Source organism: Micromonospora sp. NPDC005686 (assembly GCF_042871665.1).
Taxonomy (GTDB): Bacteria; Actinomycetota; Actinomycetes; order Mycobacteriales; family Micromonosporaceae; genus Micromonospora.
Map to the genome: position 1 here is coordinate 242,394 of NZ_JBIAIY010000004.1, position 21,027 is coordinate 263,420.

Annotated in this window: 19 protein-coding genes and 1 riboswitch; of the genes, 10 read left to right on the forward strand and 9 right to left on the reverse strand. The window is 73.8% G+C overall.

Going from position 1 to position 21,027, the window contains the following annotated elements:
- Nucleotides 1-20: 20 nt before the first annotated feature.
- From ACFYON_RS11585 to ACFYON_RS11605, 5 genes are read right to left on the reverse strand one after another with little or no spacing between them, the layout of a single operon-like run.
- Nucleotides 21-782, reverse strand: coding sequence for an ATP/GTP-binding protein (locus tag ACFYON_RS11585; RefSeq protein ID WP_354868690.1), 762 nt, complete (start codon nucleotides 780-782; stop codon nucleotides 21-23).
- Nucleotides 760-1,209 (reverse strand): DUF742 domain-containing protein, encoded by a 450-nt coding sequence (locus ACFYON_RS11590; protein WP_354868689.1) that lies wholly within the window; start codon nucleotides 1,207-1,209, stop codon nucleotides 760-762. The genes ACFYON_RS11585 and ACFYON_RS11590 overlap by 23 nt, the downstream gene beginning before the upstream one ends.
- Nucleotides 1,206-1,670: a roadblock/LC7 domain-containing protein gene (locus ACFYON_RS11595; protein ID WP_354868687.1), complete on the reverse strand. Its 465-nt coding sequence runs from the start codon at nucleotides 1,668-1,670 to the stop codon at nucleotides 1,206-1,208. The genes ACFYON_RS11590 and ACFYON_RS11595 overlap by 4 nt, the downstream gene beginning before the upstream one ends.
- On the reverse strand, nucleotides 1,667-4,567 hold the full coding sequence (locus ACFYON_RS11600) for a nitrate- and nitrite sensing domain-containing protein (RefSeq protein WP_355015072.1): 2,901 nt from the start codon (nucleotides 4,565-4,567) through the stop codon (nucleotides 1,667-1,669). Before ACFYON_RS11600 ends, ACFYON_RS11595 begins: the two co-directional genes overlap by 4 nt.
- Entirely contained in the window at nucleotides 4,554-5,714 is a 1,161-nt protein-coding gene (locus ACFYON_RS11605; protein WP_354868681.1) for a hypothetical protein, read from the reverse strand. The genes ACFYON_RS11600 and ACFYON_RS11605 overlap by 14 nt, the downstream gene beginning before the upstream one ends.
- A gap of 374 nt (nucleotides 5,715-6,088) precedes the next feature.
- Between ACFYON_RS11605 and ACFYON_RS11610 the strand changes: the two genes are divergently transcribed.
- From ACFYON_RS11610 to ACFYON_RS11620, 3 genes are all read left to right on the forward strand, one after another.
- A complete protein-coding gene (locus ACFYON_RS11610) occupies nucleotides 6,089-8,953 on the forward strand; it encodes an alpha/beta fold hydrolase (protein WP_355015071.1) in 2,865 nt (954 codons plus the stop codon).
- Nucleotides 8,953-9,870, forward strand: coding sequence for an ABC transporter permease subunit (locus tag ACFYON_RS11615; protein ID WP_387189742.1), 918 nt, complete (start codon nucleotides 8,953-8,955; stop codon nucleotides 9,868-9,870). Before ACFYON_RS11610 ends, ACFYON_RS11615 begins: the two co-directional genes overlap by 1 nt.
- Before the next feature lie 149 nt (nucleotides 9,871-10,019).
- Entirely contained in the window at nucleotides 10,020-10,469 is a 450-nt protein-coding gene (locus ACFYON_RS11620; RefSeq protein WP_354868672.1) for a DoxX family protein, read from the forward strand.
- A gap of 56 nt (nucleotides 10,470-10,525) precedes the next feature.
- Here ACFYON_RS11620 and ACFYON_RS11625 read toward each other — a convergent pair whose 3' ends face one another.
- Both ACFYON_RS11625 and ACFYON_RS11630 read right to left on the reverse strand, forming a co-directional pair.
- Nucleotides 10,526-11,206: a DUF4232 domain-containing protein gene (locus tag ACFYON_RS11625; protein WP_387189745.1), complete on the reverse strand. Its 681-nt coding sequence runs from the start codon at nucleotides 11,204-11,206 to the stop codon at nucleotides 10,526-10,528.
- Between the two features lie 7 nt (nucleotides 11,207-11,213).
- Complete coding sequence (locus tag ACFYON_RS11630; RefSeq protein ID WP_387189747.1) at nucleotides 11,214-11,600, reverse strand: winged helix-turn-helix domain-containing protein; 387 nt, start codon at nucleotides 11,598-11,600, stop codon at nucleotides 11,214-11,216.
- A gap of 35 nt (nucleotides 11,601-11,635) precedes the next feature.
- Between ACFYON_RS11630 and ACFYON_RS11635 the strand changes: the two genes are divergently transcribed.
- Together ACFYON_RS11635 and thrC are read left to right on the forward strand one after the other, a co-directional pair.
- Complete coding sequence (locus ACFYON_RS11635; RefSeq protein WP_387188125.1) at nucleotides 11,636-11,776, forward strand: hypothetical protein; 141 nt, start codon at nucleotides 11,636-11,638, stop codon at nucleotides 11,774-11,776.
- 130 nt (nucleotides 11,777-11,906) lie between these two features.
- Nucleotides 11,907-12,039, forward strand: a riboswitch (SAM riboswitch).
- Between the two features lie 12 nt (nucleotides 12,040-12,051).
- Nucleotides 12,052-13,341 (forward strand): threonine synthase, encoded by a 1,290-nt coding sequence (gene thrC, locus ACFYON_RS11640; protein WP_387188127.1) that lies wholly within the window; start codon nucleotides 12,052-12,054, stop codon nucleotides 13,339-13,341.
- On the opposite strand, the gene ACFYON_RS11645 is transcribed toward thrC, so the two are convergent.
- Nucleotides 13,295-14,413, reverse strand: a complete 1,119-nt coding sequence (locus ACFYON_RS11645; protein ID WP_387188129.1) for a LacI family DNA-binding transcriptional regulator — start codon at nucleotides 14,411-14,413, stop codon at nucleotides 13,295-13,297. The two genes, thrC and ACFYON_RS11645, sit on opposite strands and share 47 nt — an antisense overlap.
- A 15-nt stretch (nucleotides 14,414-14,428) precedes the next feature.
- On the opposite strand from ACFYON_RS11645, the gene ACFYON_RS11650 reads away from it, so the two are divergent.
- The 3 genes from ACFYON_RS11650 (at nucleotide 14,429) to paaN (ending at nucleotide 18,646) form a co-directional block, all read left to right on the forward strand.
- Nucleotides 14,429-15,679 (forward strand): MFS transporter, encoded by a 1,251-nt coding sequence (locus ACFYON_RS11650; RefSeq protein ID WP_387189752.1) that lies wholly within the window; start codon nucleotides 14,429-14,431, stop codon nucleotides 15,677-15,679.
- A 221-nt stretch (nucleotides 15,680-15,900) separates the two neighbouring features.
- Nucleotides 15,901-16,920: a GNAT family N-acetyltransferase gene (locus ACFYON_RS11655; RefSeq protein ID WP_354868653.1), complete on the forward strand. Its 1,020-nt coding sequence runs from the start codon at nucleotides 15,901-15,903 to the stop codon at nucleotides 16,918-16,920.
- A 52-nt stretch (nucleotides 16,921-16,972) separates the two neighbouring features.
- Nucleotides 16,973-18,646, forward strand: a complete 1,674-nt coding sequence (gene paaN / locus ACFYON_RS11660) for a phenylacetic acid degradation protein PaaN (RefSeq protein WP_354868650.1) — start codon at nucleotides 16,973-16,975, stop codon at nucleotides 18,644-18,646.
- Nucleotides 18,647-18,709: 63 nt separating this feature from the next.
- Here paaN and ACFYON_RS11665 read toward each other — a convergent pair whose 3' ends face one another.
- Nucleotides 18,710-19,225 (reverse strand): GNAT family N-acetyltransferase, encoded by a 516-nt coding sequence (locus ACFYON_RS11665; protein ID WP_354868648.1) that lies wholly within the window; start codon nucleotides 19,223-19,225, stop codon nucleotides 18,710-18,712.
- 218 nt (nucleotides 19,226-19,443) lie between these two features.
- On the opposite strand from ACFYON_RS11665, the gene ACFYON_RS11670 reads away from it, so the two are divergent.
- Both ACFYON_RS11670 and ACFYON_RS11675 read left to right on the forward strand, forming a co-directional pair.
- Nucleotides 19,444-19,647 (forward strand): cold-shock protein, encoded by a 204-nt coding sequence (locus tag ACFYON_RS11670; protein WP_039909088.1) that lies wholly within the window; start codon nucleotides 19,444-19,446, stop codon nucleotides 19,645-19,647.
- Nucleotides 19,648-19,760: 113 nt separating this feature from the next.
- Nucleotides 19,761-20,996, forward strand: a complete 1,236-nt coding sequence (locus ACFYON_RS11675; protein ID WP_355015069.1) for a hypothetical protein — start codon at nucleotides 19,761-19,763, stop codon at nucleotides 20,994-20,996.
- Nucleotides 20,997-21,027: the final 31 nt, after the last annotated feature.

Genomic DNA, 21,027 nt, shown 5'->3' on the forward strand with positions numbered 1-21,027 from the left:
GGATCGAAACGGCTACCGGTTCAGCCTGCCCGGGATCGGGTCGCCCGGTCCAGCGCGCGGTCGAGGACGACGAGCAGGGCGTCCCGTACCGAGAGGCGGTCCCGGGCGTCGAACTGGACCAGCGGCACCTGCTCGCCGATCGCCAGCGCCCAGCGGATCGACGGCAGGTCCAGGGCCAGCCGGCCGTCGAAGGCGTTGACGCCCACCGCGAAGGGCAGCCCGGACCGTTCGAAGAAGTCGATCGCCGGGTAGCAGTCGTCGAGCCGGGCGCTGTCCACCACCACGAGCGCGCCGAGCGCGCCCCGGGACAGGTCGTCCCACATGAAGCCGAAGCGCGCCTGGCCGGGCGTGCCGAAGAGGTAGAGCTTCAGGCTGCGGTCGATCGTCACGCAGCCGAAGTCCATGGCGACGGTGGTGGTGGTCTTTCCGGCGACCCCGCCCGGGTCGTCGATGCCGATGCCGGCGGTGGTCATCTCCGCCTCGGTGGTCAGCGGCGCGATCTCGGAGATCGCGCCGACGGTGGTGGTCTTGCCGACCCCGAAGCCGCCGGCGATGAGGATCTTTACCGGGATCGGCGGCCGGGGTGCCGGCACCCGGCTGACGATCGGGGCCGGTTCGGCCGGCGGCGCACCCGGCGGCAGGTACGGCAGCGGCATGCTGTGCGGGGGTGGCGTGGCCCGGCCGATCAGCGGTGCCGGGCCGCCGTAGCGGCCCGGGGCGCTGTTCGCGGCCGGCCCGCCCGTGGCGGCCGCCGGCCATTCAGGAGATCGCACGAAGTCCATCAATCACTCGCAGGATGATGTCGGGATCGAGGGCGTCGTCGACGTCCGCGACGTGCACGTCGAGATGGCCGGCGGCGCGAAGGTCGCCGACCAGCACCCGGGTCACCCCGAAGTGCATCCGGGTCCGGGCGGAGATCTCTGCGACCGAGACGGGCTCGGCACAGATCGCGACGATCGCCGCCAGTTCCGGGGCCAACCGGGCGGTCACCGCCCACGAGGTGCTGCCCGGGCGAGCGGTGACCTGGGTCTCCAGGCCGATCGCCGGGTCGCCGTCCACCCGCCCGGAGGTCAGCACGAAGGGGCGTGGGCCGGTCGGCTCCCCGTCGCCCGCGTCCGGCTCCGGCACCGGAGCGGACGCGCTCAGGAAGGGGCGGATCCGGATGCCGGGTTCCGGCTCCGGGTCCGCGCCGGCGGCCCCCGGGATCATTGCTGTACGGCGTTCTTCAGCTCGGCGATCAGGCGGGGACTCAGCGCGCCGCCGGCCCGGCCGGCGAACAGCGTCATCTCGTACGCCACGGTGCCCAGGTTGGCGGTGCGGTCGGCGACGACGCCGAGTACCGAGCCGCTGCTGATCGCGCTGATGAGCAGGTACCCCTCGGCCATGTCGACGATCACCCGGTTGAGCGCGCCGAGCGCGTACCAGCTCGCGGCGCCCCCGGCGAGGCTGGTCATGCCGGAGACGACGGCGGCGAGCCGTTCCGCGTTGGACCTGTCCTTGATCGCGGACATGGCCATCAGCAGCCCGTCCGAGGAGACCGCGATCGCCTCCATCACCCCGGCGGTGCTGGAGGTGAACGAGTCGAGCAGCCAGTTGAAGGTGCGCGCCTCGGGACTGAGGTCCCCGGTGGTGCTCTGTTCGACGTTCTCGTGGAGGTAAGGGCTGGTCACCGTGATGGGTCCTCTTCGTAGCGACGGTCGGTACTGACTTCGCGCAGAGCACGGGCGACGCCCGCCTCGAACTCGCTGATCCGGTTGCGGACCTCGACGGGATCGCCGGGGTCGGAACTGGTGGGGGGCACGGACTGCGTCGGCGCGACGGACAGGTTCGCGCCGGGCACCCGGCGGCTGAGCCGGGGCCGTTCCGCCGCCGGGGGTGTGTCGCCGACGTCGCCCTGGGCCCGCCGTACCCCGTCCTGGAACTCCTCGACCAGGGCCCGGACGCTCGACGGATCCGCCGGCACGCCGATCAGCGGACCGCCGGTGGCCGGACCGGCCGGCGCGGCGGGCGGGGCGGTCGGCAGGTTCGCGCCGGGTACCCGCTGCCGGATCGGCGACCGGGTGCCGGGCCGGCCGGCGGGCGGGCCGACCGGGTTCGGCCCGGTCGGCGCCGGCATGGCCGGCGGTGACCCGGCCGGTGCCGGCGGGCGGGCGCCACCCGGCGGCGGCGCGGGCGCCGGCCGGTGCTGTGGCGCGGGCCCGGGACGGTGCTGTGGTACGGGCCTGGGACCGTGCTGCGGGGTGAGCCCGGGACCGTGCTGCGGTGCGAGAGCCGGGCCGGTGGGCGGCGGGACCAGGGCCGGGCCGGTAGGTGGCGGGGCGAGCGTCGGCCCGGCGGACGGCGCCAGGGCCGGGCGGGCGGCCGGCGGGGTCCGGGTCGGGCCGGTCGCCGGCCCGGTGGCCGGGGGAGCGGCCGGGGCCGGGCCGACGACCGGGTTCGGCGGGGCGACGTGCCCGGCACGCGCGGCCGGGCCGGCCGGCGGTACGGCCGACGGCGGCCAGACCGGCGGCGGACCGCCGCCGGGCTGCCCCGGCCCCTCGGCCGGTTCTGCCTCGTCGTCCTGGTTGCCGAAGGCGTTCCACGGGTCACCGCTGGACATGCTGCGGGTGGCCCGGCTCAGCAACTCGACGTCGAAGCCGGCCGGGACCTCGACGGCCGGCGGCTCCGGCTCGCGGGCGCCGGGCACGGCGGCCCGGCCGGCGCTGACGCCGACCGGCTCGGGGCGGCGGATCACGAGCGAGGCGGCCGGGATCTCCAGGGCGGCCGTGACGCCACCACCGGGGGTGTGGCTCAGCCGGGCGCGCCAGCCGTGCCGGCGGGCCAACCGGCCGACCACGAACAGGCCGAGCACCTCGGTCGGGGCGAGGTCGAGGCGTTCCCGCCTGGTGAACCGGGCGTTCTCCTCGACCATCCGGTCCTCGGTGAGACCGATGCCGTGGTCGACCACGACCAGCCGGGCTCCGCCGTCGGTCAGCTCACCGGTCACCACCACGCGGGTGTGCGGCGGCGAGAACGAGGTGGCGTTCTCCATCAGCTCGGCTAGCGTCAGCACCAGGTCGCCGACGATCGCGGGGGCCGCCGCCACACCGGGCGCGACCTCCACGTCGACGCGGGTGTAGTCCTCGATCTCGCCGAGCGCGAGCCGGACCACGTCGGCCAGCGGGACCGGCGCCACGTGGCCGTCCGAGCCGGTGGCGCCGGAGAGCACAACCAGGCTGCCCGCGTTGCGGCGCAACCGGCTGGAGATGTGGTCCAGCCGGTAGAGGTGCTCCAGGCGGCCCGGGTCGGTCTCCTGCCGTTCCAGCCGGTCGATGAGCGCGATCTGGCGGCCGACGAGGTTCTGCGTACGCCGGCCGACGTGGCCGAACATCTGCGCCACGTTGCGCCGGCCGGCGACCTGTCGCTCGACCAGCCGGGCGGCGGTGTGCTGCACCCTGTCGAACGCGCGGGCCAGGTCGCCGATCTCGTCCCGGGCGCTGACCTCCACCGGGTCGAGGCGTACCGGGGGGACGGTCTCGGACTCGTCGTCGGCGACCCGGGTCAGCTCGGCCTCGGTGACCCGGGCGACCCGCTCGGCGGAACGGGTGAGCCGGCTCAGCGGCCGGGCCACCGTACGCGCCACCGTCATGCTCAGCAGCACCACGACGAGCAGGATCGCCGCCGCCGCGAGGCTGACCAGCCAGGCCGCGGTCAGCGCCTCCCGTTCCCGGGCGCGGGTCTCGGCGATGACGTCCGCGACGACCTTCTTCTCCACGAACTGGCCCAGCGTGATCATCGAGCGAGCCGAGGGGAACAGCACGTCCAGTGGCACCGGCGCGATCGCCGCGTCCGGGTCGCGGAGGCTGTCCACCAGGAACGTCGGGCTGGTCCGGGCGGCCACCGCCGCGTCGTCCAGCTCGGCCACCTTGAGCTGCTCGGGCGTGATCAGCTTGCGGAACCGCCGGTTGTCGACGTTGAGCCCCGCCATGCAGGCCACGAACGACCGGGCCACCAGCGGGTCGCCCGTCGCCTTGACCAGCACGATCTGGGTGGTGCACGAGCTCAGGGCCTCGTCGACGCGCAGCAGCGAGTCCAGGGCGAGCACCTGCCGTCCGGCCGCGGTGTCGGTGTTCACCTTGAAGGGCAGCCGCAGCGCGTCGATCAGGGCGGTGTCGACCTCGCCGAAAACGGTCAGGATCTGCTGCGGCGTGGCCCGGCCGCCGAGCGTGGCGTTCCGGACGTCCTCCAGCCGGCGTATCTGGTCGAGGCTCTCCCGGACCGGCGCCGGCAGCGGCTCGGCGCGCAGGTCGGCGACCCGGTCGTCGACGGTGGCCGACTTCTGGATCAGCTCGGTACGGCTCACCCGCCGCAGCAGCAGCCCGATCGAGAGCAGGCGTTCCTGCTGGAGATCCTGGACCAGGCTGCCGACCCGGCTGGCGATGCGGACGGTCTCGGCGGTGTCGGCGGCCTGCCGGGCGGCGGACACCCGGTCGATGACCACGGGTACGGCCAGCCCGACCATGCTGAGCAGCGGGATGATCACCAGCAGGGCGAGCTTGCCCCGGATCCGCAGACTACCGAGCAGCATCGAACGGCCTCCACCCGTCGGTGTCGATGCCGCGCCCCACCGCGACCGGCTGGCGGTCGGTCTCGGGTGCGGTGAGCGGCGGGTGGACCGCCGGCGCGGCCTCGGCCGGCTCCCGGCGTGTCGCGGCCGCGCGGGCCCGGCGTAGCGCGGCCACCTGCAGCGCGACGATCCCGGCGATGAGCAACAGCGCCGCTCCGGCGGCGATCCGGCCCAGCAGCCGGTCCCGTTCGAGGGCGTCGAGCCGGTCCCGCAGCAGCGCGTCGAGCTGGTCGAGGATGACCGTACGGAGCTGCTTGGCGGCGTTCTGCGCGTTGAGCCCGGCGCGGGTGAGCTGGTCGGTGCCGGGCGCGGACCGGCTGGCGCCGGGCGCCGAGTAGACCGAGAACGTCTCCAGCGAACGCTGGTAGGTGTCCAGCGGGGTGAGCACGTTGGCGCCCAGGTCGGTGCTCTCCGAGTTGTCCACCGCCGAGCGCAGGTCGGCGACCAGGTCGGTGGCGGGACCGAGCGCGGCGACCCGCAGCTCGGCCAGCTCCGCGCCCGTCCGCACGCGTTCGTCGGCGGGACGCTTGGCGGCCAGCCGGCCCAGGTCGACGAGCCGTCCGGCCAGCACCGTCGCGGTGGGCAGGTCGCCGCCGATGCCGTCCTGGAGGAAGAACGAGTCGGCGCGGGGGTCACGGACCAGGCCGGAACTCTCCCGCACCTTGCCGTAGAGGGCCAGCAGCAGGTCGGACGCCTCGCCGTAGGCCCGGTACGCCGCCTCGGGGTTACCGATCCCGCGATCGGGCAGCGACTCCAGCTTGGCCCGCAGCCCGGCCCAGCGTTCGTGGGTGCGCAACTCGTCGCCGACGGCGTTGTCCACCTCAGCGACGCCCTCGATGGCGGCGGCGAGCGAGGCGCGGGACACGGTGCCCTCGGCGACGGCGATGGCCTGGGCCTCCACCAGGGTGTCGGTGATCGGCCCGAGGGCGCGCAGGTAGCGGACGCCGAGCCGTTCCCGGCTGGCCAGCTCGTGGTCGTCGGCGTAGTCGCGCTCGGCCTGGATGAAGATCAGCCCGAGCGGGGCCAGCAGCGCCAGTGCCAGCACCAGGGCGAGCGTACGGCCCGGTACGGCGGGCCGCCGACGGACCCGCGACGCGGGGACTGTCATGGTGTGTCTCCTCCGGCGACGGCGGGGCGGTCGGTGCGCCGGGAGGTCGCCGTACGCAGTCCCGTGCACCGGACCGGAAAATTAGTCGAACCGGACGCGGGTGTGACCTCGGCCGATGAGTCGGCTTAACGTCAGTCCACTCCGGGTGACCCTGTGTCAGGGCGAAAGGCACGTAGCGTGCGATCGTGTTGCCGAGAAATGACATCGGCGATGGTTTGCGTCGGTAGATGTGAATTCACATGATCCGAATACGTCTCGCTGGGATGCTCTGGACCTTTGGCGGATGAGGGACGCCGCGCGACGAACGGTGCAACCGGACAGACGTACGGCGGATCTCAGCGAATGCTCAGCCACCGGCCCGTACCGTGTGGCGCATGAGATCAACCGCCGCGCGGCTCCGGCGCGCCCTGGCCGGCCATCCGCGCCGCACCGTCGCCGCAGTGGTGGTGGTCGTTCTCGTCGCCGCCGCGCTGGTCTGGACGGCCCGGCCGCGGGGCGCGGACTTCCGGACCGAGTCGACGTTGGTGACGGTGCGTTCCGGGCCCTCCGGCGACGAGCCGGTCGATCTGGACACGACGCTCTACCTGCCGGCGGACGCGTCGGCGTCGAAGCGGGTACCGGCGGTGCTGCTGGCGCACGGCTTCGGTGGCACCAAGGATTCGGTCCGCTCCGACGCCGAGGACCTGGTCGCCCGTGGGTACGCGGTGCTCACCTGGACCGCCCGCGGCTTCGGGCGCAGCGGCGGCCAGATCCACCTGGACAGCCCCGACTACGAGGTGCGGGACGCGCAGCGGCTGCTCGACCGGCTGGCCGAGCGTCCGGACATCCGCCTCGACGCGGCCGGCGACCCCCGGGTCGGTGTGGTCGGCGGCTCGTACGGCGGCGGCCTCGCCCTGCTGCTGGCCGCGCAGGACCAGCGGATCGACGCGATCGTCCCGATGATCACCTGGAACGACCTGCCCCGCGCCTTCCTGCCGGAGAGCAGCGGCCGGCAGCCCACCGACGGTGTGTTCAAGAAGGGCTGGGCCGGCATCTTCTTCGGCGGCGGCGGGAACGCTGGCTCCGGCCCGGCCGGGCTCTCCGGCGCCACCGCCGCCGCGCCGGAGGGCGCTCCCGAGTCGGCCGGCCCGCCGAGCCCGCAGCCGGGCGCCGGACCGGGCACCGGTTCCGGTCGCGCGCCGGGTGGCGCCGCCGACCCGGCGTGCGGGCGCTTCGCGGCCGACGTCTGCGCCGCGTACCTGCGCATCGCCACCACCGGCCGGGCCGACGCGGCGGCGGTCGAGCTGCTGCGCCGGTCGTCGCCGGCCGGCGTGCTGAATCGGATCAAGTCGCCGACGCTGCTGGTGCAGGGCGAGGCGGACACGCTGTTCCCGCTGGCCGAGGCCGACGCCAACGCCCGGGGCATCGCCGCCGCCGGCACGCCGGTGCGGGTCGCCTGGTTCACCGGCGGCCACGACGGCGGCTCCGGCCCCACCTCCGACTCGGACCGGGTGAAGTTCCTGACCGCGCAGTGGCTCGACCACTACGTCAAGGGGGACGGGGCAGCGCCCGGCGACACGTTCACGTTCTCCCGGATCGCCGGGTTCGACGCGCTGGACCGGGGCCTGGTGGCGACCGGCTTCCGTACCGCCGACTATCCGGGGCTGGCCGGGCAGGACCGCCGCGAGGTGACGCTCGCCGGCCCGCCCCAGCCGGTCGCCGTACCGCCGAACGGCAACCCGGCGGCGATCTCCTCGGTGCCGTTCGCGGGCGCGCTCGGCTCGCTGCTGGACGGCGTCGCCGGTGACATCCCCGGCCAGCACGCCCGGTTCGAGTCGGCGCCGCTGGACGCGCCGGTCGACGTGGTGGGCGCGCCCACCGTGCGGATCAGGGCCGCCTCCGCGACCGGCGAGGCGGTGCTGTTCGTGAAGCTCTACGACGTCGACCCGCAGGGCGCGGCCACGCTGCCGTCCGGCCTGGTCGCGCCGGTGCGCCTGACCGGCCTGCCGGCCACCGTCGACGCGGCCACGCCGGTCACCGTCACGCTGCCGGGGATCGTCCGGCGGGTCGAGGCCGGGCACCGGCTGCGGCTCGTGGTGGCGACGTCGGACCAGGCGTACGCCTCCCCGGCCGAGCCGGCGGTGCACACGGTGGCGCTCGCCGACGGGCCGCTGACGCTGCCCACAGTCGACGCCACGCCGATCCCCACCACGGCCACCGTGTGGCGCTGGGCGCTGGCCGGGCTGGTCGCCGCGATCGTGCTCGGGCTCGTCGTGGTCGTGCTGCTCACCCGCCGCCGGCACCGTCGCCAGGACGACTCCGTGCACCCGGAGTACGCGGGCGTCCCGCTCGCCGTACGCAACCTGCGCAAGGAGTACGCGGACGGCTTCGTCGCGGTCTCGGATGTGGACTTCGAGGTGCACCCCGGCCAGGTGGTCGGCCTGCTCGGGCCGAACGGCGCGGGCAAGACCACCACGCTGCGGGTGCTGATGGGGCTGACCCAGCCCACCGCCGGGGAGATCTACGTCTTCGGTCACCGGCTGGTGCCGGGCTCGCCGGTGCTGTCCCGGATCGGGGCGCTGGTCGAGGGGCCGGGCTTCCTGCCGCACCTGTCCGGCCTGGACAACCTCAAGGCGTACTGGCGGGCCACCGGGCGGCCGTGGGAGGACGCGCACTTCGACGAGGCGCTGGAGATCGCCGGCCTGGGCGACTCGGTGCACCGGCGGACGAAGAAGTACAGCCACGGCATGCGGCAGCGGCTGGCCATCGCCCAGGCGATGCTCGGCCTGCCCGAGCTGCTGGTGCTGGACGAGCCGACGGACGGGCTGGACCCGCCGCAGATCGCCGAGATGCGCCGGGTGCTCCAGCGCTACGCCACCGGCGGACGGGCGGTGCTGGTCTCCAGCCACCTGCTGGCCGAGGTGGAGCAGACCTGCACGCACGCGGTGGTGGTGAACAAGGGGCGGATCGTGGCGTCCGGCCCGGTGGAGGAGATCGTCGGCGAGTCGCCGAGCGTGCTGTTCGAGGTGAGCGACCCGGACGCGGCGCGTACGGTGCTCGACCGGCTCGACGGCGTACGGGTGCTGCCCGACGACGACGGCGGGCTGGTGGTCGACACGAACGGCACCGCCCGCAGCGAGGTGGTGGCCGAACTGGTCCGCGCCGGTATCGGGGTGGACCGGGTGGTGCCCCGGCGCCGCCTGGAGGACGCGTTCCTCGCCCTGGTGGGCGAGAACTCTCGGGGAAGCGGGGACCGGTGATGGCGGGTTCGTCTGTGGCATCGTCGCCTGGCGGCGGCACGTCCGGCACGCCGGCGCTGGGCGCGGGCGGCGCGGCGGCCGGTTACCGACCCTCGGCCACGCTCCCGTTCGGCGCGGAGTTCCGGCGGCAGGCGTCGCGCCGGCGTACCCAGCTCGCGCTGGGGTTCATGGTGCTGCTGCCGCTGATCATCCTGGTGGCGTTCCAGTTCGACGCCGGGGACGACGACGGCGGCGGGCGCGGCGAGTTCTCCAGCCTGGCCGACCTGGCCACCTCGGGCGGGCTCAACTTCACCCTGTTCTCGATCCTGGTGTCCGCGTCGTTCCTGCTGGTCGTGGTGGTGGCGCTGTTCTGCGGTGACACGGTGGCGAGCGAGGCGAGCTGGGGCAGCCTGCGCTACCTGCTGGCCGTGCCGGTGCCCCGGGCCCGGTTGCTCGCGGTGAAGCTGGTCGTGGCGCTCGCGTACTCCGGGCTGGCCCTGCTGTTGCTCGCCGGCACCGCGCTGCTGGCCGGCACCCTGCGGTACGGCTGGAAGCCGCTGAGCAGCCAGGTCTCGGCCGAGCTGGCGCCGGCCGACGGGTTGCTGCGGCTGCTCGGGGTGCTCGGCTATCTCGCGGTGGTGCTGCTGGTGGTGGCCGGGCTGGCGTTCCTGCTGTCGGTGACCACCGATGCCGCGCTCGGCGCGGTCGGCGGGGCGGTGCTGCTGTGGATCCTGTCCAGCATCCTGGACCAGATCACCGCGCTGGGCGGGCTGCGCAACCTGCTGCCGACCCACTACAGCAGCGCGTGGCTGGGCCTGCTGTCGACGCCGATGCAGACCGACGACGTGGTCAAGGGCGCGTTCTCGGCGGTCGTCTACGCCACGTTGTTCTGGGGCCTGGCCTTCTGGCGTTTCACCCGCAAGGACGTCACGAGCTGAGGTGACCGGCGGGGTATCCCTGGAGCGCTGCCGCCCATATCATGGGAGCGTTCCCAAGCAATTGTCCCGCCTGCAAAGAAATCGATACACATGGATGTGTGTGATCGTCATCCTGGGGTTTGTCAGATACCCGTCCCAGGAGGTCCCACATGATTCCGTCCCAGCTCAGCGGCCCGGCCCTGTCCCTGTTCCGCATGGTGGTGGGGGTGCTGTTCCTATGCCACGGCGCCGCGTCGATATTCGGCGTCTTCGGCGGCAACCAGGGCTCCGGCGCGGCCGTTCCGTTCGCCACGTGGCCCGGCTGGTGGGCGGCGCTGATCCAGCTCGTGTGCGGCGCGCTGGTGCTCGTCGGCCTGTTCACCCGGCCGGCGGCGCTGCTCGCCTCCGGCTCGATGGCGTACGCGTACTTCGTGGTGCACCAGCCGGACCACCTGATGCCGATGCAGAACGGCGGCGAGCTGGCCGCGATCTTCTGCTGGTCGTTCCTGCTCGTGGCAGTGCTCGGCCCCGGGAACTGGGCGCTCGACGCGTTGCTGGCCCGGCGTCGCGCCACCACCGCCGAGCCCACCGCGGTTCCGACGGCCTCCGTCCCGGCCTGAGCCGTCACCGGCGAGCCGGGGGTCCGGTACGGCAGCGCCCGTACCGGACCCTGGTTCTACAGCGGGTTGACCGGCGGGGTCGTGGGCGGCGGTGGGGCGGCCGGCGTGGGCGTGCCGGTGGCCGGGCCGGGCTTCTGGCGCTTCCACGCGCTGACGCCCAGCCGGCCGGTGTTGCCGAGGTCGATCGGCCCGTCCAGGGCTACCGGGTACGCGGGCCTGCCGGTCACCGGGGCGACGTCGAGTTCGGTGCCGTTGGTGGCCACCACTGTCGCGTCGGTGACCAGGTTCCGCCAGATCAGCGCCGCGCCGGCCCGCTCGCCGGGGGCCAGCGCGATCCGGGTGGGCGGGTGATCGAAGCCGGAGGTGATCGGCTTGGCGCCCGGGATGATCCGCACCTTGATCGGGTCGCCGTCGGCGTCCCGGAGCGTGACCGCCGGATAGCCGCGCAGCTCGTACGGCCGGTCGCCGCAGTTGACCAGTTCCAGGCCCATCGCGCGCAGGCCCATCGCGGCGCTCACCCCGCTCTCGGTGATCGCGATGCCCTCCGGGGAGCAGGTGGCGGCGGGCGTGTGGTCGGCCGTGGGCGCGCCCGGCCGCGGCGGAACCGTGGTCAGCGGGTCGATGCCCGTGGGCGGCGGGTCGGGCAGCCTCCCGTCCGCGGGCCCCTGCGTCGGGGCGCAGGCGGCCATCAGCGTCACGCCGGTGAGGGCGCCGATCAGGCGCGCCGGTCTCCGCATCCGGCGATCATGCCACTTCGCCGCGCTCGGCGAGGACCGCATCGAGCAGGCCCGGGTAGATGCGGTCCATTTCCTCGCGGCGCAGCCGCACGTAGCGGGTGGTGCCGGCGACCCGGGTGCGGGTCAGGCCGGCCTCGCGCAGCACCTTGAGGTGCTGCTCGCCCTGCTGCTGGCCCGCGAGGGGGTCACCGCCCTGGCCACCCAGCGGCGCGGCGTCGAGGTGGTGCTCCTCGGCGCCCTCGGCTTCGCCGGGTTCAACACGCTGATGAACCTCGCCCTCGGCCACGCCGCACCGCAGCAGATCGCGCTGTTCGCGGCCACCGTGCCGCTGGTCACCCAGTTCGTCCGCTGGGCGCGCGACGGCGTCCGCCCCGCGCCCGGCGCTGCTCGGCATCTCGCTCGTCGCCCTGGTCGGCCGCCGTCGCGGGCATGCTCGCCATGCTCGCCGCCAGCGCCGTCGCCGACCTCACCGGGCGCCAGCACGCGCCGGCCGCCGCCGACCTCGCCGCGATCGCTCCCCAGCTCGCGTACGCGGTGCTGGTCGCCGCCGTCCTCGCTCGGCAGCGGTGACCACGACGGCGCCCGAGCCGCCCGCGGTGGCGGACCCGGTCGCGGTGGTCGGGCGCTGAGCGGCCCACAGCGTGGGATCCCGAGGTGGCACGGCCGTGAGCAGCGCATAGACTCGGCGGCACAACTGAATACCTCATCCAGAGGGGCTGAGGGATACGGCCCGACGACGCCCCGGCAACCACCCGCACGCTCGACGACGAGCGACGGCGGGCAGGTGCCAATTCCGTCCCCGCCGCACCCGGCGATGCGGGGAAAGATGAGAGGAAATCCTCGACATGACGTCGACGCTTCCCGTCGCCACCGGCATCGACACCACCCTCAGCCCGGCTCGCGCCCTGGTCTGCCGTGCCTGTTCGGCGCGCTACCCGCTCGCCGCGCAGCACGCCTGTTACGAGTGCTTCGGGCCGCTGGAGGTCGACTACGACAGCGCCGCCCTGGCCGCCGTCACCCGCGAGCAGATCGAGGCCGGTCCGGACAACATCTGGCGGTACGCGGCGCTGCTGCCGGCCGGTCAGGACCCGGCCACCCGGGTCACGCTCGACCCGGGTCTGACCCCGCTGGTGGCCGCCCCGCACCTCGCGGCCGAGTTGGGGCTCACCGCGCCGCTCTGGGTCAAGGACGACAGCGCGAACCCGACCCACTCGTTCAAGGACCGGGTCGTCTCGGTGGCGCTCACCGCGGCCGGGGCGCTCGGCTTCACCCGCTACGCCTGCGCCTCCACCGGCAACCTCGCCAACTCCGTCGCCGCGCACGCGGCGCGGGCGGGCGTGCCGTCGATCGTCTTCATCCCCGGCGACCTGGAGCAGGGCAAGGTCGTCACGACCGCCGTCTACGGCGGCGACCTGGTCGCCATCGACGGCTCGTACGACGACGTGAACCGGCTCTGCGGCGAGCTGGTGGAGACCGACGAGTTCGAGGACACCGCGTTCGTCAACGTGAACGTGCGGCCCTACTACGCCGAGGGCTCCAAGACGCTCGGCTACGAGGTGGCCGAGCAGCTCGGCTGGCGGATCCCGGCCCAGGTGGTCATTCCGATGGCCAGCGGTGAGCTGCTCACCAAGATCGACAAGGCGTTCACCGAGCTGGTCGAGATCGGGCTGGTCGAGGCGCCGGCCAGTGGCTGGAAGGTGTTCGGCGCGCAGTCGGCCGGCTGCAACCCGATCGCCACCGCGCTGCACGGCGACACCGACACGATCACGCCGGTCAAGCCCACCGGCATCGCCAAGTCGCTGAACATCGGCGACCCGGCGGCCGGCCTGTACGCGCTGGAGGCGGTGCGGCGTACCGGTGGGTGGATGGAGTACGCCGACGACGACGAGATCCGGGCCGGCATCCGGTTGCTCGCCCGTACCACGGGTGTGTTCGCCGAGACCGCGGGCGGGGTGACCGTCGCGGTGCTGCGCAAGCTGGTGGAGTCGGGCCGGCTCGACCCGGCCGTCGAGACGGTGGTGTTCAACACCGGGGAAGGGCTGAAGACGATCGACGCGGTAGCCACCCAGGTCGGCCCGACGCACCGCATCAAGCCGTCCCTGCGCGCGGCCCGCGAGGCGGGCCTGCTGTCCTGAGGTCCGTCCACTCGGCGGGTCGGCTGGTGGCGCGCACCACGACATGCCACTCCCGCCGCGTCGGAGTCGTGACCGGGAGGCCGAGCGCCACCCGGGCGCAGTAGGCGCCCTGCTCGCGCAGGGACTGTGCCAGGGTGGTCAGCCCGCTGGGAGCGGCGGCGTCGCTGTCGTCCCAGCCGGTCACCGCGAGATCTTCGGGCACGCGTCGACCGGCGGTGGCGGCGGCGCGCAGCGCGCCGAGGGCGAGTTCGTCACTCATCGCGGCGATCGCGTCCGGCGGATCGCCGCTGGCCAGCAGTTGACCGACGAAGGCCTCGCCCTCGGCGCCGTGGTTGATCGGGCAGACGGCCAGCCGTAGCTGGTCCGGTGGACGCCCGGCCTCCGTCCAGGCGTCGCGGAAGCCCTGCCACCGGCGGCGGGTCACCGGGAACCGCGCCTCTGTCTTGTCGTTGCCGGTGAGCAGTTGGCGGACGCGTCCGCGATCGAGTGGAAAGCCGAGCACGAGTGGGCGGCGGGCCCGCGCGAAGGCGACCCGGCCGATCGCGACCGCCGCGGCGCGGTCGTCGATGCCGACCACCGGCATTCCCCGTCCCTCCGGGCCGGCATGGATCACGGCGGGCAGGCCGGTACCGGCCACGGCGTCGAGGACCGGATCGTCGTCGCTGGTGGTCCAGACCACGTAGCCGTCCACGGCGGCTTCCGCGACCCGCCGGAGGTCGGTGCGGGCGCCGGTGATCGGCACCAGGGCGAGTCCGACACCCTCGGCGGCGCACACATCGGCGACGCCGGCGAGAAAGCGCGCGGCCTGGGGGTCCTCGAAGGCGTAGGTCAACCGTTCGCCGAGCACCACACCGACCGTGCCCGCTCGGCCGCGCCGCAGGGAGCGGGCGGCCGGATGCGGCCCTGGATAGCCCAACCTGCCCGCCGCGGCGCGGACCCTCGCGGCGGTCGCGGCGGAAACCCGCTCGGGTCGTGAGTAGGTATAGGACACCGTCATCGGCGAGACGCCGGCGGCCCGGGCCACCTCGCCCATCGTGGGCCGCCGTTTGGGGTTGTCGGCGGCGCGGTTCATGTCCACACTGTAGCTGTGTATCGATACACAGATCGGCGGCGACCGGCACCTGTCCGCGCCACCGCGCCGGACACGTTCGTCCGGGACGCGCCGACCGTGCTGTCCTACGCGGTCCTGGCCTGCTTCACCTTCTGGCTGTACGCCTTCGCCCCGGCAGTGACGCTGTTGCGCGCCGAGTTGGGCTTCTCCTACTCGGTGCTCGGGCTGTATCAGGTGTTCTGGTCCGGCGGCGCGGCGCTTGCCGGTGCCGCATTCGGATGGGCCGCGCGCCACCTCGCACGCGGCGCGCTGCTGTGGGGGTCGGCAGTGGCCACCGCCGTCGGCGCGGCGGCGTTCACCCTCGGTGGCGGGGTGCCGGCCACCCTGATCGGTGCCGGTGTCTTCGGCACGGCGGGCACGATGCTGCTCGCGGTGGTCCAGGCAATCCTGTCCGACCGGCACGGAAACCGGCGGGACCGGGCGCTGACCGAGGCCAACGTCGGCGCCGGCGCCTCGGCGGTCCTCGCCCCGCTGGTCCTCGGCGGGGCGGTGGCCCTGGCGTTGGGCTGGCGTGTCACCTTCGCGCTGCCGGCGGTCGTCCTGGTAGCGCTCTACCTGGGCTACCGGCGTCAACCTCTGCCGCCGGCGACCGGGCGCCGGGCCGTCGGCGGAGCCGGACGGTTGCCGGTGGCCTGCTGGCTGTTCGCCGTGCTGACCGCGGTGAGTTCGGCAGTCGAGTTCTGCCTGGTGTACTTCGGACCGCAACTGCTCCTGGACATCGGATTGTCCGCAGCCGCCGCCGGCACGGCGCTGAGCAGCAACCTCCTCGGCATCCTGGTCGGGCGCCTGATCGGCGCACGGGTCACCCGACGCCCGGGCCGCAGCGTCACCCTCCTGTACGTCTCCCTGGCGACGACGTTCGTCGGTGTCGTGCTGTTCTGGGTGACCGACCGGCCGGCCCTCGCCATCGGCGCGCTGTTCCTGTCCGGGCTGGGGATCGCCAACCTCTACCCGCTCGCGCTCGCGCTCACCCTCGGCACCGCCGAGGGGCAGGAGGACCGGGCCAACGCCCGTACGCAGTTGATCCTCGGCGTGCTCGCCGCCGCGTCGCCCTACCTGCTCGGTAGCCTGGCGGACCAGCGTGGACTGGCCGCCGGCTTCGTGGTCGAACCGGTGCTGATCGGGGGCGGTGCCCTCCTGCTGTGGGCCGGACTACGCGCCCTCCCCTCGGGTGTTCGGTCAGTCGCGGCTCGCCCGGACGGGGGATCGGACAAGATCGGTGGGTAACCGGCGATGTGCGGTGAGTGCGAGAAATCCACCGAGCGGGACTTGACGACAGGAACCGGACGGCGCAAGATGCTTCGTGCGGGAGGGCATCCGCCGGAGAATTTTCAAGTTCTCGCGACCCAACGCCGGAGGCGTTGTGTGGACGTCCCTCCCGACCAACGTCCGAAGGGGCCGGCGGAAACCGCTGGCCCCTTCGCTGTGTCCGGTGCACGCTCGACGCCATGGCCCTGACCGTGACACCGCTGGACCCCACCGACCTGCCGGCGCTCGACGCGGCGTACCGGATCGAGGTCGCGGCGCAGGCCGTCGACGAGCCGGATCTGCCGCCGCCCTGTCGGCGGCGCTTCGATTCGCTGCTGCGGCACCCGATGCCCGGCATCGACGCGCGTTGGCTGGTGGCCCGGCTCGACGGGACCCCGGTCGGCTGGCTCCGGCTGTACCTGCACACGCTCGAGAACACCGAGAACGCCAGCGTCGAGCTGGTCGTGGACCCGACGTACCGGCGGCGGGGCATCGGCCGCGTGCTGCACGAGCACGGGGTGCGCCTGTTCCGCGAACACGGCGGCAAGCGCCTCGTCGGCTCCACCGGCGCGGCGTTGCCGGGCGAGGAGGAACGGGTGTTCCCGGGCGCGGCGTTCGCCGTCGCGGCGGGCGCGAAGCCGGCCCTGGCCGACATGCGCCGCCGGCTCGACGTCACCGCGCTCGACCGCGACCGGCTGGCCGCGCTGGTGAGCGGGGCCCGTGCCGCCGCCACCGGCTACCGGACGGTGCGCTGGGGCGACCACACCCCCGAGGAGTACGTCGCGGATGTCGCCTACCTCCAGGGCCGGCTGCTGCTCGACGCCCCGATGGGCGAGCTGGAGTGGGAACCGGAGCAGCGGGACGGGGCGCGGTTGCGGGACGCGGAGCGGGCGCTGGACGTCCGGGGCGTACGGCGCTACAACACCGGGGCGGTGCATGAGGCGTCCGGCCGGTTGGTCGGCGTGACCCAACTCACCCTGGAGGCCAGCAGCACCGGGCACGCCTGGCAGGAGATCACCCTGGTCGACCCCGGCCACCGTGGCCACCGGCTGGGCCTGCTCTGCAAGGCCGAGAACCTGGTGCACACGCTGGCCCACGAGCCGGCCCTGCGGACCGTCGACACGTGGAACGCGCTGGCGAACACGCACATGGTCGCGATCAACGACCAGCTCGGATTCCGCCCGGCCGCCGGTTCCGTCGACTGGCAGTTGACGATCTGAGTTGTGACACGCCCCTACTGATCTGGTGCCTTTCTGTTGCATGATGGCGGGCATGACGGAGACCCCGCACCCCCTGTACGACAGGCACCGCGAGACCCTCGACCGGGCGCTGACCGCCATCGCGGAGCGCGGGTACTGGTCGGCCTACCCCGAGTCGCCCAGCCCTCGCGTGTACGGCGAGACCGCCGCCGCCGACGGCAAGGCCGCCTTCGAGGCGTACCTGGGCGGGGACTTCCCGCTCGACCAGGCCGGTGACGGCACCACGGTGGCCACCGAGGTCAGCCCGTTCGGGCTGGCGCTGGACGTGCGCTACCCCCACGCGAGCGCCGACCAGCTGGTGTCCGCCGCCGGCACCGCGCTGCCCGCCTGGCGCGACGCGGGCCCGCAGGCCCGGGCCGGCGTCTGCCTGGAGATCCTGGACCGGCTGCACAAGAACATCTTCGAGCTGGCCAACGCGGTGCAGTTCACCAGCGGCCAGGCGTTCGTGATGGCGTTCCAGGCCGGTGGCGCGCACGCGCTGGACCGGGCCCTGGAGGCGGTCGCCTACGCGTACGCGGAGATGACCCGTCACCCGGGGACCGCCGGGTGGGAGAAGGCCGCCGGCAAGGGTGACCCGCTGCGGATGACGAAGACGTTCCACGTCGTGCCGCGCGGTGTCGCGCTGGTCATCGGCTGCAACACGTTCCCGACCTGGAACTCGTACCCCGGCCTGTTCGCCTCGCTCGCCACCGGCAACCCGGTGGTGGTGAAGCCGCACCCGCGCGCGGTGCTGCCGCTGGCGATCACCGTGAAGTACGCCCGTCAGGTGCTCGCCGAGGCCGGGTTCGACCCGAACCTGGTGCAACTCGCCCCCGAGACGGACGGCGAGAAGCTCGCCACCACGCTCGCCCTGCACCCGGCCGTGAAGATCGTCGACTTCACCGGCTCCACCGAGTACGGCGACTGGCTGGAGGCGAACGCCCGGCAGGCCGCCGTCTACACCGAGAAGGCCGGCCTGAACACGGTGGTGATCGACTCCACCGACGACTTTGCCGGGCTGTGCCGCAACCTGGGCTTCACGCTCACGCTCTACAGCGGCCAGATGTGCACCACCTCGCAGAACCTGCTGATCCCGCGCGACGGCATCGAGACCGACCAGGGGCACAAGAGCTTCGACGAGGTGGCCGCCGGGATCGCCGGCGCGGTCGCCAAGCTGACCGCCGACCCGGCCCGGGGCGTCGAGCTGACCGGCGCGATCGTCAACGACGGCGTGCTGGAGCGGCTGGAGGAGGTCACCAAGGTCGGCGAGCCGGTGCTGGAGTCGCGCACCGTCGGGCACCCGTCCTTCCCGGGCGCTGTGGTGCGTACGCCGACGGTGGTGAAGCTGGACGCCGCCGACACTGCGATCTACTCGCGGGAGTGGTTCGGCCCGATCTCGTTCGCCATCGCCACCGACTCGACCGAGCACAGCCTGCGCATCATGCGCGAGACGGTGGGGGAGAAGGGCGCGCTGACCGCCGGCGTCTACTCGACCGACGAGGCGGTGCTGGACGCGGCCGAGGCGGCGGCGATCGACGCCGGAGTGCACCTGTCCTGCAACCTGACCGGTGGGGTGTTCGTCAACCAGTCGGCGGCGTTCTCCGACTTCCACGGCTCGGGCGCGAACGCGGCGGCCAACTCGGCGCTGACCGACGGCGCGTACGTGGCCAACCGGTTCCGCATCGTGCAGAGCCGCCGGCACGCCTGACCGGAGGGGCCCCTTCTCGACGCCTCCGGTAGGGGAGGGGCCCCTTGTCGACGCCGCGCCGGGTCAGGCCGGGCGGCGCATCTGGAGCTCGTGCAGGCCGGTGATCCGGGGGTGCGGCACGCGTACCCCGGTGTCCACGAAGCCCAGCTTCTGATAGGCCCGGTAGGCGCGGTCGTTGCCGGCCACCACCTCCATCATCAGCTCGGGCCGCCCGCAGGCGCGCGACCAGGCGGCCACCTCGTCGACCAGCGCCGCGAGCAGGCCGCTGCCCCGCCGGGCCGGCGTCACGTAGACCGCGTAGACGAGCGTCAGGCCCGGCTCGTCCGGTGCGGCGGTGCCGCCCGCGTGGCCGACCAGGCGACCGCCCGGGTCGGCCACGAACTGCGCGATGTGGTCGCCCCGCGAGACGGCCGCGATCCGGGCCGCGAACTCGGTGTGCGGCCGCGCCGCGGCCTCGGCCACGGTCTCCAGGAACGCCAGCGGGGAGTCGGCCAGCATCTCCAGCCGGAGCGCCCGCATCCGGGCGGCGTCCTCCGGCCGGACCCGGCGGACGGTGGTCGTGGTGGTCGCGCTGGTCATGCCGCATGCATACCGGACGGCCCCCGCGGGTGTGCGACAGGCCCGGGTACGGCCCGGAATATGCCCGATTTGTGGTCGTGCGCCGTCGTCACGCCTCGTGTAGCGTGCGATTTCGGTCACCGAATTCAGCGTTACCGATCGCTGAGCCCGGTGCGCCACCGGTGCCGGTCCGCCGGCTTCCGGGTCTTGGAACGCCGCGCAGAGTGAGGAAGTGCACCGTGGCACAGGGCACCGTGAAGTGGTTCAACGCCGAAAAGGGCTACGGCTTCATCGCCGTCGACGGCGGGCAGGACGTCTTCGTCCACTTCTCCGCGATCGAGATGGACGGCTACAAGGCGCTCGACGACGGCCAGCGGGTCGAGTTCGAGATCGCGCAGGGGCAGAAGGGTCCGCAGGCCGAGCACGTCCGCGTCATCGCCTGACGTCCGCCCGCCGGGCGGTTCCGCAGCCGGGTCCGCCGATCGGAGGGCTGTGGAGCGAGCGCGCACAGTGGAAGATCGGGAGCCGTTCCAGCCGTAGCCGCTGAGGAGGGCCCTTGTCCGATCTGCCTCCGCCGGATCCCGCCGAACCGACGCCGTCCGGCCCTCCGGCCGACCCGACCGCGCCCCCGCCTGCAGGTCCGGTGTCGTCGGACGCCGCTGGAGGGTCCGCGCCCGACTCCGGCCGGACCCCGCCCGCCGACCCGTGGGCCGGTCACACCGGCCACACCCCGGCCGTCCCGCCGCAGCCCGGGTACCAGCCGCCGCAGCCCGCCGCCCCGAACCTACCCGGTCAGCCCGGCCAGCCCGGGTGGACCGCCCCGGGCGGCCCTCCCTCGCAGGGCTGGAACGTGCCGCCGGGCTGGGGCGGCCCCGCATATCCGATGCCCGGGGCGGCGTACCCGGCGCCGGCCGGTCCCGGGGCGTACGCCGGTTGGCCTTCCGGCGTCGACCCGCAGGACCCGCTGGTCAACCCGCCGCATGCGGGCATCGGTCCGTGGTTCGCCCGCTGCGCCGCCGCGCTGCGGCGTGGCTGGCGGCAACTGCTGCCGATCGTGCTCCTCTGCCAGGTACTCCCGGCGGCGGTGATCAGTATCATCTCGCTCGTCCTCCCGCCCGACGTGGAGCTGACGACCGGCGCGGGCGGCGCACAGGCGCTGCCGACCGGATTCTGGGGCCAGCTCTCCGCCTTCTACGGTGCGACGTTGTTCGCCGCTCTGGCGTTCGGCGCGCTCCAGGCGCTGGGCTGGGCCGCGGGCGCCTGGGTGGTCGCCCGGCAGGCGGCCGGCCAACCGGCCGGGTTGTCGGCGGCGCTCCGCTACGGGCTGCGCCGCGCGCTCGGCCTCTGGGGCTGGACCATCGTCGACTCGCTGCTTGTCACGATCGGCACCTGCTTCTGCCTGCTGCCCGGCATCTACCTCACGTTCGCGCTGGCCCTGTTCGGCCCGGTCTACCTGTTCGAGCGGGTGGATCCGATCGGACGGGCGTGGCGGATGTTCCACAACCGGTTCGGCATGGTGCTGGGCCGGGTCGTGCTGGTGATCGGAGCGGTGCTGGTGGCCACCGTTGTGCTGGACGCCGTGCTGCGCAGCATCAGCGTGACGGTGTTCGGCGTCGAGCCGATGGGTGCCGTGGGCACCGCGATCGGCGCCGTGACGCTCGCCGTGTCCGGTGCCCTGCTGGCTGCTCCGGCGTACCTGGCGCAGCAGGTCGGACTGGTCGTCACGTACGCCGAACAGCGGGCTCAGGAAGGCCCGGTGAACGCGGCCCAACTGGCGGCGGAACTCGGCTGAGCGGGGCTGTCGTGCTTGCACTCGGCTAGGG

Excerpts from the sequence above, each read along its gene's own strand:
- ACFYON_RS11585 (WP_354868690.1), bottom strand. The coding sequence starts at position 782 with ATGGACTTCGTGCGATCTCCTGAATGGCCGGCGGCCGCCACGGGCGGG.
- ACFYON_RS11590 (WP_354868689.1), bottom strand. The coding sequence starts at position 1,209 with ATGATCCCGGGGGCCGCCGGCGCGGACCCGGAGCCGGAACCCGGCATC.
- ACFYON_RS11600 (WP_355015072.1), bottom strand. The coding sequence starts at position 4,567 with ATGCTGCTCGGTAGTCTGCGGATCCGGGGCAAGCTCGCCCTGCTGGTG.
- ACFYON_RS11605 (WP_354868681.1), bottom strand. The coding sequence starts at position 5,714 with ATGACAGTCCCCGCGTCGCGGGTCCGTCGGCGGCCCGCCGTACCGGGC.
- ACFYON_RS11610 (WP_355015071.1), top strand. The coding sequence starts at position 6,089 with ATGAGATCAACCGCCGCGCGGCTCCGGCGCGCCCTGGCCGGCCATCCG.
- ACFYON_RS11615 (WP_387189742.1), top strand. The coding sequence starts at position 8,953 with ATGGCGGGTTCGTCTGTGGCATCGTCGCCTGGCGGCGGCACGTCCGGC.
- ACFYON_RS11620 (WP_354868672.1), top strand. The coding sequence starts at position 10,020 with ATGATTCCGTCCCAGCTCAGCGGCCCGGCCCTGTCCCTGTTCCGCATG.
- ACFYON_RS11625 (WP_387189745.1), bottom strand. The coding sequence starts at position 11,206 with ATGCGGAGACCGGCGCGCCTGATCGGCGCCCTCACCGGCGTGACGCTG.
- ACFYON_RS11630 (WP_387189747.1), bottom strand. The coding sequence starts at position 11,600 with ATGCCGAGCAGCGCCGGGCGCGGGGCGGACGCCGTCGCGCGCCCAGCG.
- ACFYON_RS11635 (WP_387188125.1), top strand. The coding sequence starts at position 11,636 with ATGCTCGCCATGCTCGCCGCCAGCGCCGTCGCCGACCTCACCGGGCGC.
- thrC (WP_387188127.1), top strand. The coding sequence starts at position 12,052 with ATGACGTCGACGCTTCCCGTCGCCACCGGCATCGACACCACCCTCAGC.
- ACFYON_RS11645 (WP_387188129.1), bottom strand. The coding sequence starts at position 14,413 with ATGAACCGCGCCGCCGACAACCCCAAACGGCGGCCCACGATGGGCGAG.
- ACFYON_RS11655 (WP_354868653.1), top strand. The coding sequence starts at position 15,901 with ATGGCCCTGACCGTGACACCGCTGGACCCCACCGACCTGCCGGCGCTC.
- paaN (WP_354868650.1), top strand. The coding sequence starts at position 16,973 with ATGACGGAGACCCCGCACCCCCTGTACGACAGGCACCGCGAGACCCTC.
- ACFYON_RS11665 (WP_354868648.1), bottom strand. The coding sequence starts at position 19,225 with ATGACCAGCGCGACCACCACGACCACCGTCCGCCGGGTCCGGCCGGAG.